Raw genomic sequence first — 15,293 nt, forward strand, 5'->3', positions numbered from 1 at the left:
CGAGCGACAAGCGGCCATTTCTTTTATCCTTTCATCCTCGACGCCGTGCGGGCAGCAATCTGGCGCGGCATCCCGTCTTTCTGGAATCTGGAGAATTCACATGGGCAAGCAGGCAATCGGCGTGGTGGGGCTGGCGGTCATGGGCCGCAATCTGGCGCTCAACATCGAGAGCCGCGGTCACGCGGTGTCGGTTTTCAACCGCACACGCGAGAAAACCGACGAACTGATCAAGGAATATCCGGATCGCAAACTGGTGCCGGCTTACACGCTGGAAGAATTCGTCGAGTCGCTGGAAAAGCCGCGCCGCATCCTGATGATGGTCAAGGCCGGCGAGCCGACCGACGCGACAATTGCATCACTCAAGCCGCTCCTCGAGAAGGGCGACATCCTGATCGACGGCGGAAACACGCACTTCACCGACACGATCCGCCGCAACCAGGAACTCGCAAAGGCCGGGCTGCACTTCATCGGCACGGGCGTCTCGGGTGGCGAAGAAGGTGCGCTCAAGGGGCCGTCGATCATGCCGGGCGGACAACGCGATGCGTACGACCTCGTCGCGCCGATCCTCACCGAAATCGCAGCGAAGGCGCCGGACGGCGAACCGTGCGTTGCCTACATGGGGCCGGACGGTGCGGGCCACTTCGTGAAGATGGTGCACAACGGCATCGAATACGGCGACATGCAGCTGATCGCCGAAAGCTACTCGGTGCTCAAGCAGGTCGCGGGCCTGTCGAACGAAGAGTTGGGCAAGGTCTACACCGAATGGAACGAGGGCGAGCTCGACAGCTACCTGATCGAAATCACCTCGAAGATTTTCAGCAAGAAGGACGATGAGACCGGCAAGGATCTGGTCGACGTGATCCTCGATCGCGCCGCGCAAAAGGGCACCGGCAAGTGGACGAGCCAGAACGCGCTCGACCTTGGCGTGCCGCTGCCGCTGATCACCGAATCGGTGTTCGCGCGCGTGCTGTCGTCGCTGAAGGATCAGCGCGTGGCGGCGAGCAAGGTCATCACCGGCCCGGAGAAGCGACCGTTCAACGGCGACCGCGCGGCACTCATCGAATCGGTGCGACGTGCGCTGTATTTCAGCAAGGTGATCTCGTATGCGCAGGGGTTTGCTCAGCTGCGCGCGGCGTCCGACGACTACAAGTGGGATCTCGACTACGGCACGATTGCGAAGATCTTCCGCGCGGGCTGCATCATCCGTGCCCGCTTCCTGCAGAAGATCACCGACGCCTACGCGAAGGACAAGGCGCTCCCCAACCTGCTGCTCGATCCGTATTTCCGCGACATCGCGGCCAAGTATCAGAGCGCGCTGCGCGACGTGGTGATTGCCGCCGTGCAGGCCGGTGTGCCGGTGCCGGCGTTTGCATCGGCAGTGGCGTATTTCGACGGTTACCGGTCGGAGCGTCTGCCGGCGAACCTGGTGCAGGCGCAGCGCGATTTCTTCGGCGCGCATACGTTCGAGCGTATCGACAAGCCCGGCAGTTTCCACGCCAGCTGGTCCTGACGGAGCGATTCGGGCGCTGTGGCGGGCCGACTGTCCTCCATGGCGCCTGTAAGGGCATTATTGCGAAACCCTGTCGACGCAATGGGCTTTTTCTGACTCGAATATTGGATTATTGCGGATCGAGCAAAAGAGTTTTATTGGGATAGGGGTTTTCCCTTAAGGTTGACTTATCTAGACTGTGCTTATCCGCTCCGGACAAGGTGTCCGAAGCGAGCTAAAACAGGTTCTGGAGGTAAGTCACCATGAAGTCACTGATCAAAGCAGCAGTTGTCGCCGTCGTTCTGGCTGCCCCGGTTGTTTCGTTTGCCCAATCGAACCAGCCGCTGACCCGCGCACAGGTTCGCGAAGAACTCGTGCAACTGGAAAAGGCAGGCTACAGCCCGCTCGACGACCGCACCACGTACCCGCAGCACATCCAGGCCGCCGAAGCGCGCATCGCGGCGCAGAACAGCACTGCGCAAGCCGATAACAGCGGCTACGGCGCGTCGACCAAGGGTTCGTCGCAGGCCGGTTTCCGTGCTGAGGCTGACCGCACCGGCCCGCAATCGGTGTTCTTCGGCAACTGATCGCCAGGACGCGTAGAGCGTCCGCCTTAGGCAAAAAAGCGCTGACCGGCATGTCCGGTCAGCGCTTTTTTTGTATTTCAATGCAGTGTGCGATGGCGGCGGGCTATATCGTCGAACAGATCACTGCTCGGTTCGAGCGCGAGCAGCCAGCTCTCGTCGTAGCCGCTCAATGTATCGAGGGCGTCGCGCAGCCGTTCGATGGCAACCGCGGGCAGTTCGACGGTCGCCTCCACGCCGCTCGACAGGCGCGCAACGCTTGCCAGCTGAACGAGCGCGTCGGCCGCTTCGGCGACGTCGGTGGCAAAGACAAGATGCGTATTCAACAGTTCGGCCAGCCCGGATGACGTCGCGACATCCTCGACATTGAGCTGCAGGGCCAGAAACGTGGCTTTGTTCATCCTCGAACTCCTCGCGGACAGGACATCGCGAATCGGCAATCGGCTCACCCGCAGCACGTCGCGGCGGTAATGGCCAGTATAGGCGAGCGTCGGGGGGATTCAATGATGTGCCAGACGTGCCAATTTCGCTGTACAAACTGCCAGTTTGGAGCGAGGGACCGTGCCCGATCATATAATCAGTCACGCACTGTTCTCCGATCGACCGGCACGTCGCTGACCTGTATTTGACCCCGGAACCGTCCGGGTGCTTTCCGTCCCCACTGCACAACCATGAAAATCATTCGCAGCAAGACCTTTACGGCCGCGCGTCCGTGGGGCGCGTTGGATATTGCCAACATGCACGGCGTCACCACCCGCTTGCACTGGACCGATCAACCTTATCAGTGGCATGTGAACGACGGCGAGGAAGTGTTCGCCGTTCTCGACGGCCGCGTCGAGATGCGGTTTCGGGAAGCGGGTGTCGAACAATCGACGGTTCTTGAAACTGGCGACGTGTTTTACGCGTCTATGGGTACAGAACATGTGGCGCACCCGATCGGCGAAGCGCGGATACTGGTGGTGGAAACTGAGGGTAGCGTCTGACGCAGTGCAGCAGCGAGGGCCAATACGATGATTCAAGCTTGGTTGCGCAAAGGGGCGCAGGTCCTGGTTTGCGTTGGCGTACCAATGGCTCTGGCTGCTTGCGCGATGACGCCATGGCCCGAGTCCCTCGACTATCGCAACGCCCCCCCGGCGTATGCAGCGACGTCGGGCGTGCCTGCCGGCTTCTATCGCGTGAATCCGGGCGACTCGATGCAGTCGATCGCGATTGCGTTCGGCCAGCGCCTGGAGGACGTTGCGCGATGGAACCGGCTGCCGCCCAACGCGACGGTGGTGGTGGGGCAGATCCTGCGCGTCGCACCGCCCTATCCGGTCCCACCCTATCCGGTCCCACCCTATCCGGTTGCACCCGCGCCGGCCGCCGTGCCTGTCGTCCCCGGGCCGGTCGGCGCGGTTCCGCCGCCTGCGGGCGGAACGCCGACTCCCGAGACGACGTCAGTCAAGCTGGCGTGGCCGGTTCGCGGCCCGCTGCTGTCGACGTTTACGCCGGGCAAGACCAAGGGCATCGTGATTGGCGGCAGAGGGGGCGACCCGGTGCGGGCCGCGGCCGCAGGACGGGTGGTTTACGCCGGCACGGGCATCGAGGCTTACGGGCCGCTCATCATCATCAAGCACGACGACACGCTCATCACCGCGTACGGTCACAACGGCGCGCTGCTCGTGAAGGAAGGCGATGCGGTCGCCCAGGGTCAGGCTATCGCTGAGATGGGCACCGATGCAAACGGCACGGGTTCGTTGCAGTTCGAAGTGCGCAGCGGCGGCAAGCCGGTCGATCCGCTTGGTGTGCTGCCGCGATCCGGTGGCTAGCCAGTTGACGGGTAGCAAGACCCGCAAGAGGGAAATGATCAAACCGCGCACGGGCGGTCCGCTCTGGCGGTCAGAGGGTGGCGGTTTTCAACCCGTGCAGAAATGACTAAACTGGCAGGCTCTACCCCGCCGGGATGCAGCACGCCGTTCGAGGCGGTGTCCGCACCGGCAGCCGACCAGGACATTCCCATGATCGATTTGCGCAGCGATACCGTCACCCGTCCCACTCCGGCAATGCTGGCCGCCATGACCGGCGCCGAAGTGGGCGACGACGTCTGGGGCGATGATCCGACCGTATTGCGGCTACAGGCCACGGTTGCTGAACGCACCGGCAAGGAAGCAGGCCTCTTTTTCCCCAGCGGCACGCAGAGCAACCTTGCGGCGTTGATGGCGCATTGCGCGCGCGGCGACGAATACATCGTGGGTCAGGCGGCCCATACCTACAAGTACGAAGGTGGCGGCGCAGCGGTGCTGGGCAGTATCCAGCCGCAACCGCTCGAAAATGCCGCTGACGGTACGTTGCCGCTCGACAAGGTCGCTGCCGCGATCAAGCCGATCGACGACCATTTCGCGCGCACGCGTCTGTTCGCGCTGGAAAACACCATTGGCGGCAAGGTGCTGCCGGCGGGCTACGTCGCAGAGGCGGTCGCGTTCGTGCGGCAACGGGGCCTTGCGACGCATCTCGATGGCGCGCGCGTCTGCAACGCCGCCGTGGCTTCCGGGCAATCGCTCATGGCGCTGTGCGGCCCGTTCGATTCCGTGTCGATCTGTTTTTCCAAAGGGCTTGGCGCGCCGGTGGGTTCGGTGCTGGTCGGCAGCAAGGCGTTGATCGACAGCGCGCATCGCTGGCGCAAGGTGCTCGGCGGCGGCATGCGGCAGTCGGGTGTGCTGGCGGCGGCGTGTCTCTACGCGCTGGACCACAACCTCGAGCGCCTCGCCGACGATCATGCCAATGCCGCGCACCTCGCCGCCGGTCTTGCGCAGATCGACCAGGTGAAGATGCAGTCGCAGGCAACCAACATGGTGTTCGCGCAGTTTCCGCAGGAACACTGCGCGCCGCTCGAAGCTTGGCTCAAGGAGCGGGGCATTCTTACGCAGATGCTTTATGCGTCACGCTTTGTGACGCACATGGACGTTTCGCGGGCGGACATCGATACGTTCCTGTCGGCGGTGAAAGCCTACTTCGCGCGTTGATGCCGTAGTGCTAGCGTCGAAGCGCCGATGTCGAAGCCCGTCACTTCGGCGTCAGCTCGCGGGACTGGGTATCCGGTTGCCGCATCGATGCGCCGGGCACCCGGTGCGCCGGCGCGAAAAGTCGCAGTCCGCTTGCGACGCTCGCGGCGCCTGCGAACACCGCGCCGGCGCTGAGCGCGAGCGTCGGACCGTCGCGGCCCGCCATGCTGAAGCTCAACGCTACCAGCGCCGCGCCGGTGGTTTGTCCGAGGAGCCGCGCGGTTGCCACAATTCCGCTTGCGCCTCCCGCGCGCTCGGGCGGCGCGCTTGCCAGCAGCGCCTTCAGATTGGGTGACTGGAAAAATCCGAAGCCTGCGCCGCACACCGCCATTCGTATCGCGATGTTGAGGACGTGCGGATGCGAAGGCAACAGCGCAAGCGATGCCATCCCCGCGCTGAGCACCGCGAGACCGATCCCGCCGAGCAGGCCGGGCGGATAGCGATCCGACAGCCGCCCGGCAATCGGCGCGGCGAGTGCAACGACCACTGGCCACGGCGTCATCAGAAAGCCTGTCTCGACCTGGCTGCGATGCAGCACATCCTCGAAGTAAAACGGCAGCGACACAAACGCGAGCCCCTGCGCAGCGAACGAGCACACGGCAGTCACCGCCGATAGCGCAAACACCGGCAGCTTGAACAGATCGACGGGCAGCATCGGTGCGGGGTGACCCGCCTCGCGGCGCATCAGCAGCAGGCCGAACACCAGCGCGATGCCAGCGGCGCCCACCACGACCTGCATCGGCGCGCGCTGCGCCGCTTCGCCCAGCGCGAAGATCAGCGCCGCGAATGTGATCACGTTGAGGAGCGCAGCGATGGGGTCGAACTGATGGCTGCCGCGCGTGGTCTGCGGCAGTGCGGGCAACGCAAATGCGAGGGCGATCACGCCGAGCGGAACGTTGATCGCAAAGAGCCACGGCCACGATGCCACCGACAGAATCAGCGACGCCACCGTCGGCCCCACAGCGAACGATACCCCGACCACCAGCGCATTGAGCCCGACACCGCGTCCGAGACGATGTGGCGGATACAGAAAGCGGATCAGCGCGGTGTTGACGCTCATGATCGCGCTCGCGCCGAGCCCCTGCAGGACGCGCGCAGCGGCGAGCATCGGCAGCGTCGAAACGACTGAACAAGCCAGCGACGCAACCGTAAACACCACCAGCCCGCCGATGTAGATACGGCGATGGCCGATGATGTCGCCGAGCGCGGCGAGCGGCAGCAGCGTCGCCACCATCGCAAGCTGATAGGCGTTGATGATCCAGACCGACGCGGCGGGTGCCGCATGAAGGTCCGCCGCGATGGCGGGCAAGGCGGTATTGGCGATTGCGGTGTCGAGGGTCGCGAGCGCGACGGCGAGCATGATGGCTGCCATCGCGCGGCGGTCGGTGGGTGACATCGGCGCGTCGTCGCGGCGCGCATAGCCGGGGATAGGGGTGTGGTCGGACAAAACCTGGCTCGTTGATTTTTGCGGGATGTTCGCTGGCCCGACAGTCTTTCTGCGGTCGCCGGGTCACGAATTCAGCGATTGTTACAGACGCGCCGGAATCGTGCAGGGCCGGGTCTGCGAGCCAAGGCTTTTGAAAGGTTGACGAAGTCGCGTAACACGCAACTAACGGTCAAGCCGATGCCCCTCCCGCGAACACCAGGGCCGGTGACAAATGAGGCGCAAACTCGCCAGAGCGCTTGCAGAGGGCGGCGCGAGTGTCTCACGCAGGCGGCTGCCTCAGGAAAACGAGGCCATCAGGATCGAGAGTTTTCTAAGATGTGCCTTGAACGCCTCTGCCGTTTCACGATCATGACTCGTTGTGAGGTGGGGCGCTTCGGCAAGTTCGATCTGCGCCTGGAATTCGTCGGCGATCCTGCGTCGCTCGTCGGGCGGCAATGAGCGGATGAGGGAGACCAGCAGGAGTTCCTGGGCATGGAACATGCCGAGCATTGTCTGAACGTTCATGGTGGTTCTCCATGGGCCCGGCCGCAGCGAACGCGTGTGCGTCGTTTGCGGCCTTCGGCGCGTCTCACGCGCCTTTTCATGTTAGTGCACGGGACACCGCGCATCGTCACTTGTGCACTGGATTCGTGCGAAGACGGACTACAGCGGTTCATCGCAGCGGGCGGGCAGGCGGATTGCCCTGCCACCTGCCGCAATGACGCGAAGCCGCAAAATGTCCTACTCTGCATATTTAACCGCCTGACCGGCACGCGCCATTCCGCCCGCCGACCGCGCGGCCGGTGCGCGCCACAGGGCCCAACCCGGAGGCTTCGATGACAGCCGTGGATCTGGAATTCGACCAGCTCAACAGTACCGTCGACGCGCTACGGCGCTCCATCTCCAACCGTCTGATGTACGGCGTCGGCAAGGACGCCGTCACGGCGCGCCCGCAGGACTGGCTGCACGCCGCGGCGTTGGCCGTGCGCGACCGTCTGGTCGCGCGCTGGATGCATACCACGCGTCTTCAGTATGAGCAGGACGTGAAGCGCGTCTACTACCTGTCGATGGAATTCCTGATCGGCCGCACGTTTACGAACGCGCTGCTCGCGCTGGGCATCTATGACCAGGTGAAGGAGGCGCTCGCGGATCTTGGCGTCGATATGGAAGCGCTGACCGATCTCGAACCGGACGCGGCGCTTGGCAACGGCGGCCTTGGGCGGCTGGCGGCCTGTTTCCTCGACTCGATGGCGACACTCGGCATCCCGGGCTTCGGCTACGGCATCCGCTACGAGTACGGGATGTTCCGGCAGCAGATCGTCGATGGCGAGCAGGTCGAAACGCCTGATTACTGGCTGCGTGCCGGCAATCCGTGGGAATTCCCGCGCCCGGAAGTGAAGTACATGGTGCACTTCGGTGGACGCACGGTGGAGCGCGACGGCCACATCGACTGGATCGAGACCGAGCACGTCAACGCGATGGCGTATGACACGGTGATCCCGGGTTATGCGACGAGCGCCACCAATACGCTGCGGCTGTGGTCCGCGCGTGCCACCGAAGAACTCGACCTGTCGGCATTCAACCGCGGCGACTACCGGCGCGCGGTCGAAGCGAAAGAGCATTCGGAGAACGTGTCGCGCCTGCTGTATCCGGACGACTCGACGTCCGCGGGCCGCGAACTGCGTTTGCGGCAGGAATACTTCTTCGTGTCGGCGACGATGCAGGACCTGATCCGCCGCTATCAGCGCACGCACAGCACGTTCGGCCGCTTTGCGGAAAAGGTGGCTGTGCATCTGAACGATACGCATCCGGTGCTTGCCATTCCCGAACTGATGCGTTTGCTCGTCGACGTGCATCACGTGCCCTGGGACAAGGCATGGAAGAGCATCCAGCAGATGTTCTCGTACACGAACCATACGTTGATGCCGGAGGCGCTCGAAACGTGGGACGTGGAAATGCTCTCGCGACTGTTGCCGCGTCACCTCGAGATCATCTTCGACATCAACGCGGATTTTCTGAAGCACGTCAGCGAACACTCGGGGCACGATGCCGAAATGATCCGGCGCATTTCGCTCGTCGACGAGTACGGTCAGCGGCGCGTGCGGATGGCCCACCTCGCGATCGTCGCGAGCCACAAGGTGAACGGCGTCTCGAAGTTGCATTCGCAACTGATGACGCGCCACATCTTCGCGGACTTCGCGGGCATGTTTCCGGAGCGCTTCACCAACGTCACCAATGGCATTACGCCGCGCCGCTGGCTCGCACAGGCGAGCCCGTCGATATCCTCGTTGATCGACGCGCAGATCGGCACACACTGGCGCACCAATCTGTTCGACCTCGCGAAGCTGCGCCCATTGCGCACGGACGACGCGTTCGTCGACGCGTTTCACGAGGCGAAGCGGCAGAACAAGCTGCGCCTCGCACAACGGCTCGCGCATGCAACGGGTGTGTCGTTTGATCCCGACGCGCTCTTCGATCTGCAGGTCAAACGCATTCACGAATACAAGCGGCAGCTGTTGAACGTGCTGCACGTGATCGTCCGCTACAACCAGATTCGCGCTCATCCTGAACGCGACTGGGTGCCGCGCGTGGTGATGTTCGCAGGCAAGGCAGCATCGGCATACCGGATGGCGAAGACGATCATCAAGCTGATCAACGATGTCGGCGCGAAGGTCAACAGCGATCCGCTGATCGGCGATCGCCTGAAGGTGGTGTTCGTGCCGAACTATGGCGTGAGCGTCGCGGAGCTGATCATTCCCGCGGCCGATCTGTCCGAGCAGATCTCGATGGCGGGCACCGAGGCGTCCGGCACCGGCAACATGAAGCTGGCGTTGAACGGCGCGCTGACGATCGGCACGATGGACGGCGCGAACATCGAAATCTGCGATGCGGTGGGACGCGAGAACATCTTCATCTTCGGCCATACCGCCGACGAGGTGGACGATCTGCGGGCCCAGGGTTACCGCCCGCGGCACCTTTACGAGGAAAATCCGGAACTGCACGTAGCGCTCGACCAGATTCGCACGGGGTTCTTTTCGCCGGACGATCCGCTGCGCTTCTCGGATATTTTCCACACGCTCGTCGACTGGGGCGATCACTACATGGTGCTCGCCGATTTTGCGGCCTTTGCTCAAGCGCAAAACGCCGTCGATGAACGCTTCCGCGACCGGCGGGCATGGACTGAAAGTGCGATCGAAAACGTCGCGGGGATGGGCCAGTTTTCGTCGGACCGCACGATCGCGGAGTATGCGCACGATATCTGGCACGTGAAGCCGCTGACCATGACGTGAGTGGCGGCGGGGAGGCGGGGCCGCAGTGCCGCAGTGCTCCTCTCGCCGCCTCCCGCTCATGCGAAGAAGACGCAGAGGGCGCTCAGCCGCCCAGCGCCTCGACCGGCTGTGCTGCACGCAGGCCGAGCTGGCCGTTTGCAAAATCGAACAGGATGTCGATTTTCTGCAGCGCCATCAGTCCGACCACGATGCGGTTCTGACCGGGCTTCGCCTTCGCGATGGTGACCTGTGCGCCGTCAAAGCGATGGACCCATGAGCCGACGCCCAGCGCAACATTGTAGTTGCCCTGTGCAAGTACCTTGCCTTCGTTGTCGTCAGGTGTCCAGCTGGGCGCCTGGTCCGTCTCGACGCGGATCATGCCCGCGCCGCCCGTCGCGAAGACCACCGGCGCGCAGAAGCGCATCCTGTCGCCGATCTGCACGCAACCGGCCGGCCATTGCCGTGTGCTCTTGCCGCCTGACGTCGTCGATGTCATCGGCGTCATCGTGAAACCGCTCGTGATGGTTTTCGATGGACTCAGCAGCAGCCAGGGACGCGCGAGATTCGCATGCACCAGGTAGCGCTGGCCGACGTTGCCCGGCAACGCGCGTAGCGGTTGCGTGCAACAGGTGTCGTCGGGTAGTTCCGCACCGATGCCCGCCATGCCGGAGAACGCCCAGCCGAACTCGCCGGTGTAGCCGTCTATCGCGACGCAGCCTCTTGCATACGGCAGACAGCGCACGTCGTCCACAGCTTGCGCTGTGAGGTCGACGGGTTTCCCTCCGACAAGGCCAACCGGCAGGGTGACCAACGCCCCTGACACCTGCGCGCCATTTGCCAGCGCGATTGACGTTCTACCACCCGCGCCGGGATAGCCCGTGCGCGGCAAAACCGACGACAGCACGCGCACGCCCTGCGTGCCGCTATCGAGCATCAGGTAGACGGGTTTGCCGTCGATCTGAACGGGCAAGCCCAGTCTCGATTGACCGCCGTCGCTCCGTTCGACATGCAACGGAACCAGCACGCCGTCACTCCCGCCGTTCAGCAGGGTCGCCGCGGGCGCGGGTGGAGTGGGCCCGGTAATGGTCGTCGAGCAACCGTTTAACACAAGGCTGGCGACGCACGCCAACGTGATGACAGCCACGAGGCGGCTGCACAGACGAGACTCAAGCATGGATCTACTCCGCGGTAGGCGTTGCGCGCGCACACGCAGCAGCGAGGCGCCCGGTGACGACGTACACGAAGCAGCCACGACCCTGGCTAGCCGTGGCAGCGCTTGCCTGTGGCAGCGCAGGCGGGATTCGGGCGCGATGACCGGGAGCCGTCGATGCCGCGTTCGACGGAACGCAGAATGACAGGGGCGTCTACTCTACGTGCCCGGTCAGTCAAGGTTGCAAAAATGTGTGATGAGACGGTCAGGCTTGGCGAGACCGACGCAACACGGTCGAAACGGCGCGGCCGAGCGTCGCGTGATGGAGAGAAGAGGTGAGGGCGGAGATGACGTCGTCGAGCGTGCGCGACGTGACTTCGATGCGGAAGTTGGTGCGCTCATTCGTACGGTCGACGGTGACGACGTAGAGGCGCAGATCGTCGCCGAGCGCGCCGTGCAGCGCGCGCCGGCTTGCCGCGGACGAAGTGCCTGGAACGGTCACATCGATCGTGACGAACGAAACGACTTCGTGTGTCCGGCGTGAGAGGCTGACTGGTCGCGCGTTGCGCGGCGAGCGCGGCGTTTGCGGGACGAGGGCAGAGACAGGATGGAGCATCGTTGGGTCGCCGGCAGTTGCTTGCCGGTGCGCGCTGTTGGTACACGACCACTGTAGCGATGCGGATCTCAACTCCGTGCAAAAGCTCGCGTGTTCAAGGTTAATTTTGTGTTAACGACGGGGTACGCGCCGCCACGATGTCACGCTTCGGGTTTCGTCGCTGCCGTGGCGCCGTGCGTCTGCATCGCGGCTTTGGCCTGCAGCACCGTCTGTTCCACGCGCTCGACGAACTCGCGTTCGATACTGGACAGCGCTTCGCGATCGCCGTTCGTGGTTTCGACAATCAGGCGGTGCGTGATGTCCTGGGTGAACCATGAGAGCACGCCGACCACGATCACCATCACGCCGCACACGAGTCCCGCGGCCGAGCCAAAGGCGCCGCCCACGATCGCGCCGGCGAGACCAACGAGCGAGATGACGAGCGGCACGGTCCGGTTCCTCTGTACGGTTTCGACGCGCACGTTCTGGATTTCGCGCAGCGCGAAGACCTGGCCGGCGGCGGAGAGGGAGTTGCGCGTAACCGAGACGCCGCGTTCGTTGAAAGGGAGTTCCATCGATTCGAATGCAAACTTGGGAAAGATCGCAGGGTATCAGAATGGCCCGTCGTGCAGGAAGAGGCGTTGGGACGCAGTGACGCGGTGGTGAGCGAACGACCGTCGTCGCCGGGACGATTTCCGACATGCTGAAAAAGCCGATAGCGGCCAGAAGCGATAAACGCCCCCGCAGGGGCGTTTATCGTTTTCTGCATTATCCAGTTCCCGAGCCTTGCAACCCGGGTGCTGAAGTCAAACCACGATCAGAACTTGTGACGCATCCCGAGACGGAATGCGAGCTGGTTCTGCGAGCCCGTACCCGACGTGCTGAAGTAGCTCGTGCTCGAGCCGATCTGTGCCTGGTTCGCGACGCCGCCGTTCGAACCCGAAGCGTCCTGATAGATCGCTAGTGCGTACACGTCGGTCCGCTTGCTGAGCGCGTAGTCGACGCTTGCATTAACCTGGTTCCAGTGGCCGGTGTTCGCGTTCGACAGGTGCATGTAAGTGTAGCCGAGGCCAGCCGTCAGCGCCGGCGTGAACGCGTACTTGCCGCCTGCTTCATACGCAGCGAACGTCGTCGACGCGCCCGTGATTGGCTCGAGACGGGTGTTCGTCCACAGCGCCCACAGCGTGGCAGGTCCAACCAGATAACGGCCGCCGACACCATACGAACGCAGGTCACGGATGGTGCCCGGATTGATATTCGAAATGTTGGTGGTGAACGGTTGTGTGCCGCCGCCCGATTGGCCCGGATAGCGGATGTCGGTGTAGGCAGCGCCGAGGCCGAACGGACCCATCGCATAGTTCGCGCCGAAGCTGTAGGCGCGCGACGAACCTGCCGTCGTGCCCACTGCCGGCGCGCCGGCGAACGCGCCAGCCTGGTTCGAGAAGCCGTACATGGCGCCGAACGTGAAGCCGGCGAAGTTCGCGCTGTTGAACTTGACCGAGTTGTTGATGCGGCTCGACGTCAGCTGGTCGATGTCGTTGATGTGGTAGGCGTAGTTACCCGCGACCGTTTGACCACCGGTCGAGTAGTTCGAACCGAGATAGTCGGTGTTGAACGAGTACTGACGACCCATCGTAAACGAGCCGATGCCGTCCTTCGTCAGGCCAACGAACGCCTGGCGGCCGAACAGCGTGCTGTTCTGGCCCATTGCGCCGGTGCCGCTGTTAAAGCCGCTTTCGAGCAAAAAGATGGCCTTCAGTCCACCACCGAGATCTTCCGTGCCGCGCAGGCCCCAACGGCTGCCCTGGGATACACCGTCGTCGTACTTGAAGAGGTTATCGCTGCCGCCCGATGCATTCTTCGAGTGGTTCACATAGCTGAGACCTGCATCGATGAGGCCATACAACGTGACGCTGCTTTGAGCGTGAGCGGCGCCAGCAAACGAGGCTAGAAGAGCGGTGGTCAATACTTTCTTGTTCAAAACATTCTCCGATTAAAAGGAAGCGATCGACGCGTCCAGCTCTCTGGCAGATCGCGCGACGGCCGCAAATTTAAGGGAGCGATACGAAAGGGATGTGACAGGTAAGTTATTTTGCCGACGTGTCGCATTCGTGCGACACATCGGCGCGTTCGTTGGGGTGATCCGGCAGACCGCCTGCGCATATGCCGCGCGCACGCATGAATATGCGTATGGGAGATGATTGGTTATTGCCGCGCGCTACGCTCACGACAACGTTTGCGCATGCCGATAACACGTAGCGGCGTATGAATCGGACGATGTGCGCAAGTTCATCGATACGCAGTCCAAGAGCGCGATTATTCCGGCGTACTGAAGCGCTGGCTTTCTAAAGACGCACACTCGCCTCTCATAGAAAGCCCCGTTTGTCTCCAGGCAAACAGGGCTTTCTCCAGGGTAGCGGAAAACCGCTTACGTGGACAGCAACGCTCCCGTGCGATACGCCTTCGCACCGGCGACGCGCGCCACTTCCAGTCCGGCCGTCGCGAAGCGTGCCGAGTGCCGCGCATACAGCACGCCGGCCACGGTGTTCTTCACGGTCACCACCTGATCGGTCAGTGGATCGACGATATCGGCGATCTCGGTGCCCGCATCGACCCACGCGCCAACCTGTGCCTCGAGCCGGAACACCACGACTCCGCTGACCGGCGCGACGAGCGGCTCATTGCCGGCAAGCGGCGTGGCCGCGAATTCGAGCGGTGGCAGTTCGGCGGCCGTGCCGTCGATCACGCCTCGGTGCGTCAGATATTCGACGATCGCCTGGGCGTCGCGCTCCGCGAGTTCGTGCGATACGTCCCGCTGGCCGCGCAGTTCGATCGTCACGGAAACCGAGCCGTTCGGAATCGGGAAGCGTTCGCCGTAACGGTCGCGTAGATCCGACCAGATGAAGCTGTGGATCTCGTCGAACGGATTACCGATGGAATCCAGCGCGAGCAGCGACGCTTTCGAATCCAGATAGCGCGCGAGCGGCTCGACCTCGGGCCAGATGTCCGGGTTCGTGTAGATGTGCATCGCGGCTTCCCAGTCGCAATGCAGATCCAGTACGACATCGGCGTCGTACGACAGCTTCTGCAGCGCGAGGCGCTGCGATTCCAGTTCGTTCTTCGGCGTCTGGGCGTCCAGACCTTCGCGCATCGCCTGGCGGATGGCCTGACGGTTCCGGTCGATATCGCCGGTAAGACGGCCTTCGATGACCGGCTGCACGAGTCCGGCCAGATCGTAGAAATTGCGGTTGAAGTTCTGTCCGCTGTTCGATTCGAAGCGGCCCGCCAGATGGCTGTGCGTGTGCTGGTTTAGGCCGATCGGATTCGCGACCGGCACGACGACGATCTCGCCTCGCACCTTGCCGGCGGCTTCGAGCGCGGCCAGCTTGCGGCGCAGCGCGAACGACACCAGCATGCCGGGCAATTCATCAGCATGCAGCGATGACTGGATGTAGATTTTCTGTCCTCCGCCGGAACCGTAGTGGAAACTCGTCAGGTTGCGCGCGGTGCCGAGCGTCGGGGAAATCAGCGGATGGGTCTGGGTTTGCATGGTTCTTCAGAGGCCGAAAGCCGGGGCTTGCGACGTTTGCTGGTTGGTTGCAGGGTGAAACTGGCGGAAAGGCGGAGCGAAACTCACTGTCCCGCCCGCTGGGCGATTCAGGCTCGCAGACCGCGAATCATTCGATCTTAGCCGATCTGGCTGCCCGCAGAGGATTTGTCGAGCGGGGCGCGGAAAGCA

The 15,293-nt window shown here is 63.2% G+C and carries 14 protein-coding genes; 6 read left to right on the plus strand and 8 right to left on the minus strand.

Going from position 1 to position 15,293, the window contains the following annotated elements:
- Positions 1-100 precede the first annotated feature (100 nt).
- Both gndA and B0G77_RS35540 read left to right on the plus strand, forming a co-directional pair.
- Positions 101-1,510 (plus strand): NADP-dependent phosphogluconate dehydrogenase, encoded by a 1,410-nt coding sequence (gene gndA / locus B0G77_RS35535; protein WP_133666432.1) that lies wholly within the window; start codon positions 101-103, stop codon positions 1,508-1,510.
- Between the two features lie 242 nt (positions 1,511-1,752).
- On the plus strand, positions 1,753-2,076 hold the full coding sequence (locus tag B0G77_RS35540) for a DUF4148 domain-containing protein (RefSeq protein WP_133666433.1): 324 nt from the start codon (positions 1,753-1,755) through the stop codon (positions 2,074-2,076).
- 77 nt (positions 2,077-2,153) lie between these two features.
- Here B0G77_RS35540 and B0G77_RS35545 read toward each other — a convergent pair whose 3' ends face one another.
- A complete protein-coding gene (locus B0G77_RS35545) occupies positions 2,154-2,474 on the minus strand; it encodes a hypothetical protein (RefSeq protein WP_133666434.1) in 321 nt (106 codons plus the stop codon).
- Between the two features lie 270 nt (positions 2,475-2,744).
- Here B0G77_RS35545 and B0G77_RS35550 point away from each other — a divergent pair, with 270 nt between their 5' ends.
- From B0G77_RS35550 to ltaE, 3 genes are all read left to right on the plus strand, one after another.
- Entirely contained in the window at positions 2,745-3,056 is a 312-nt protein-coding gene (locus B0G77_RS35550; protein WP_133666435.1) for a cupin domain-containing protein, read from the plus strand.
- Between the two features lie 105 nt (positions 3,057-3,161).
- A complete protein-coding gene (locus tag B0G77_RS35555; protein ID WP_243751428.1) occupies positions 3,162-3,881 on the plus strand; it encodes a LysM peptidoglycan-binding domain-containing M23 family metallopeptidase in 720 nt (239 codons plus the stop codon).
- A 189-nt stretch (positions 3,882-4,070) separates the two neighbouring features.
- The gene (ltaE, locus tag B0G77_RS35560) at positions 4,071-5,075 is read left to right on the plus strand and encodes a low-specificity L-threonine aldolase (protein ID WP_133667019.1); all 1,005 of its coding nucleotides are present in this window, start codon (positions 4,071-4,073) and stop codon (positions 5,073-5,075) included.
- A gap of 40 nt (positions 5,076-5,115) precedes the next feature.
- Here ltaE and B0G77_RS35565 read toward each other — a convergent pair whose 3' ends face one another.
- Positions 5,116-6,510, minus strand: coding sequence for an MFS transporter (locus B0G77_RS35565; protein ID WP_133667020.1), 1,395 nt, complete (start codon positions 6,508-6,510; stop codon positions 5,116-5,118).
- 327 nt (positions 6,511-6,837) lie between these two features.
- Positions 6,838-7,065 (minus strand): hypothetical protein, encoded by a 228-nt coding sequence (locus tag B0G77_RS35570; protein ID WP_133666437.1) that lies wholly within the window; start codon positions 7,063-7,065, stop codon positions 6,838-6,840.
- Between the two features lie 311 nt (positions 7,066-7,376).
- Between B0G77_RS35570 and B0G77_RS35575 the strand changes: the two genes are divergently transcribed.
- Positions 7,377-9,830 (plus strand): glycogen/starch/alpha-glucan phosphorylase, encoded by a 2,454-nt coding sequence (locus B0G77_RS35575; RefSeq protein ID WP_133666438.1) that lies wholly within the window; start codon positions 7,377-7,379, stop codon positions 9,828-9,830.
- A gap of 82 nt (positions 9,831-9,912) precedes the next feature.
- On the opposite strand, the gene B0G77_RS35580 is transcribed toward B0G77_RS35575, so the two are convergent.
- The 5 genes from B0G77_RS35580 to B0G77_RS35600 all read right to left on the minus strand — a co-directional run bounded on the left by B0G77_RS35580 (position 9,913) and on the right by B0G77_RS35600 (position 15,104).
- The gene (locus B0G77_RS35580; RefSeq protein ID WP_133666439.1) at positions 9,913-10,983 is read right to left on the minus strand and encodes a hypothetical protein; all 1,071 of its coding nucleotides are present in this window, start codon (positions 10,981-10,983) and stop codon (positions 9,913-9,915) included.
- A 241-nt stretch (positions 10,984-11,224) separates the two neighbouring features.
- Positions 11,225-11,575: a hypothetical protein gene (locus tag B0G77_RS35585; RefSeq protein ID WP_133666440.1), complete on the minus strand. Its 351-nt coding sequence runs from the start codon at positions 11,573-11,575 to the stop codon at positions 11,225-11,227.
- 140 nt (positions 11,576-11,715) lie between these two features.
- Positions 11,716-12,129 carry a DUF6232 family protein gene (locus B0G77_RS35590; protein ID WP_133666441.1) on the minus strand — a complete coding sequence of 138 codons (414 nt, stop codon included), beginning with the start codon at positions 12,127-12,129 and terminating at the stop codon, positions 11,716-11,718.
- 242 nt (positions 12,130-12,371) lie between these two features.
- Entirely contained in the window at positions 12,372-13,535 is a 1,164-nt protein-coding gene (locus B0G77_RS35595; RefSeq protein WP_133666442.1) for a porin, read from the minus strand.
- 447 nt (positions 13,536-13,982) lie between these two features.
- A complete protein-coding gene (locus B0G77_RS35600) occupies positions 13,983-15,104 on the minus strand; it encodes a succinylglutamate desuccinylase/aspartoacylase family protein (RefSeq protein ID WP_133666443.1) in 1,122 nt (373 codons plus the stop codon).
- Positions 15,105-15,293 lie beyond the last annotated feature (189 nt).

The organism is Paraburkholderia sp. BL10I2N1 (assembly GCF_004361815.1).
Taxonomy (GTDB): domain Bacteria; phylum Pseudomonadota; class Gammaproteobacteria; order Burkholderiales; family Burkholderiaceae; genus Paraburkholderia.

Coding starts and splice junctions, on each gene's coding strand:
- gndA (WP_133666432.1), top strand. CDS start 101: ATGGGCAAGCAGGCAATCGGCGTGGTGGGGCTGGCGGTCATGGGCCGC.
- B0G77_RS35540 (WP_133666433.1), top strand. CDS start 1,753: ATGAAGTCACTGATCAAAGCAGCAGTTGTCGCCGTCGTTCTGGCTGCC.
- B0G77_RS35545 (WP_133666434.1), bottom strand. CDS start 2,474: ATGAACAAAGCCACGTTTCTGGCCCTGCAGCTCAATGTCGAGGATGTC.
- B0G77_RS35550 (WP_133666435.1), top strand. CDS start 2,745: ATGAAAATCATTCGCAGCAAGACCTTTACGGCCGCGCGTCCGTGGGGC.
- B0G77_RS35555 (WP_243751428.1), top strand. CDS start 3,162: ATGACGCCATGGCCCGAGTCCCTCGACTATCGCAACGCCCCCCCGGCG.
- ltaE (WP_133667019.1), top strand. CDS start 4,071: ATGATCGATTTGCGCAGCGATACCGTCACCCGTCCCACTCCGGCAATG.
- B0G77_RS35565 (WP_133667020.1), bottom strand. CDS start 6,510: ATGTCACCCACCGACCGCCGCGCGATGGCAGCCATCATGCTCGCCGTC.
- B0G77_RS35570 (WP_133666437.1), bottom strand. CDS start 7,065: ATGAACGTTCAGACAATGCTCGGCATGTTCCATGCCCAGGAACTCCTG.
- B0G77_RS35575 (WP_133666438.1), top strand. CDS start 7,377: ATGACAGCCGTGGATCTGGAATTCGACCAGCTCAACAGTACCGTCGAC.
- B0G77_RS35580 (WP_133666439.1), bottom strand. CDS start 10,983: ATGCTTGAGTCTCGTCTGTGCAGCCGCCTCGTGGCTGTCATCACGTTG.
- B0G77_RS35585 (WP_133666440.1), bottom strand. CDS start 11,575: ATGCTCCATCCTGTCTCTGCCCTCGTCCCGCAAACGCCGCGCTCGCCG.
- B0G77_RS35590 (WP_133666441.1), bottom strand. CDS start 12,129: ATGGAACTCCCTTTCAACGAACGCGGCGTCTCGGTTACGCGCAACTCC.
- B0G77_RS35600 (WP_133666443.1), bottom strand. CDS start 15,104: ATGCAAACCCAGACCCATCCGCTGATTTCCCCGACGCTCGGCACCGCG.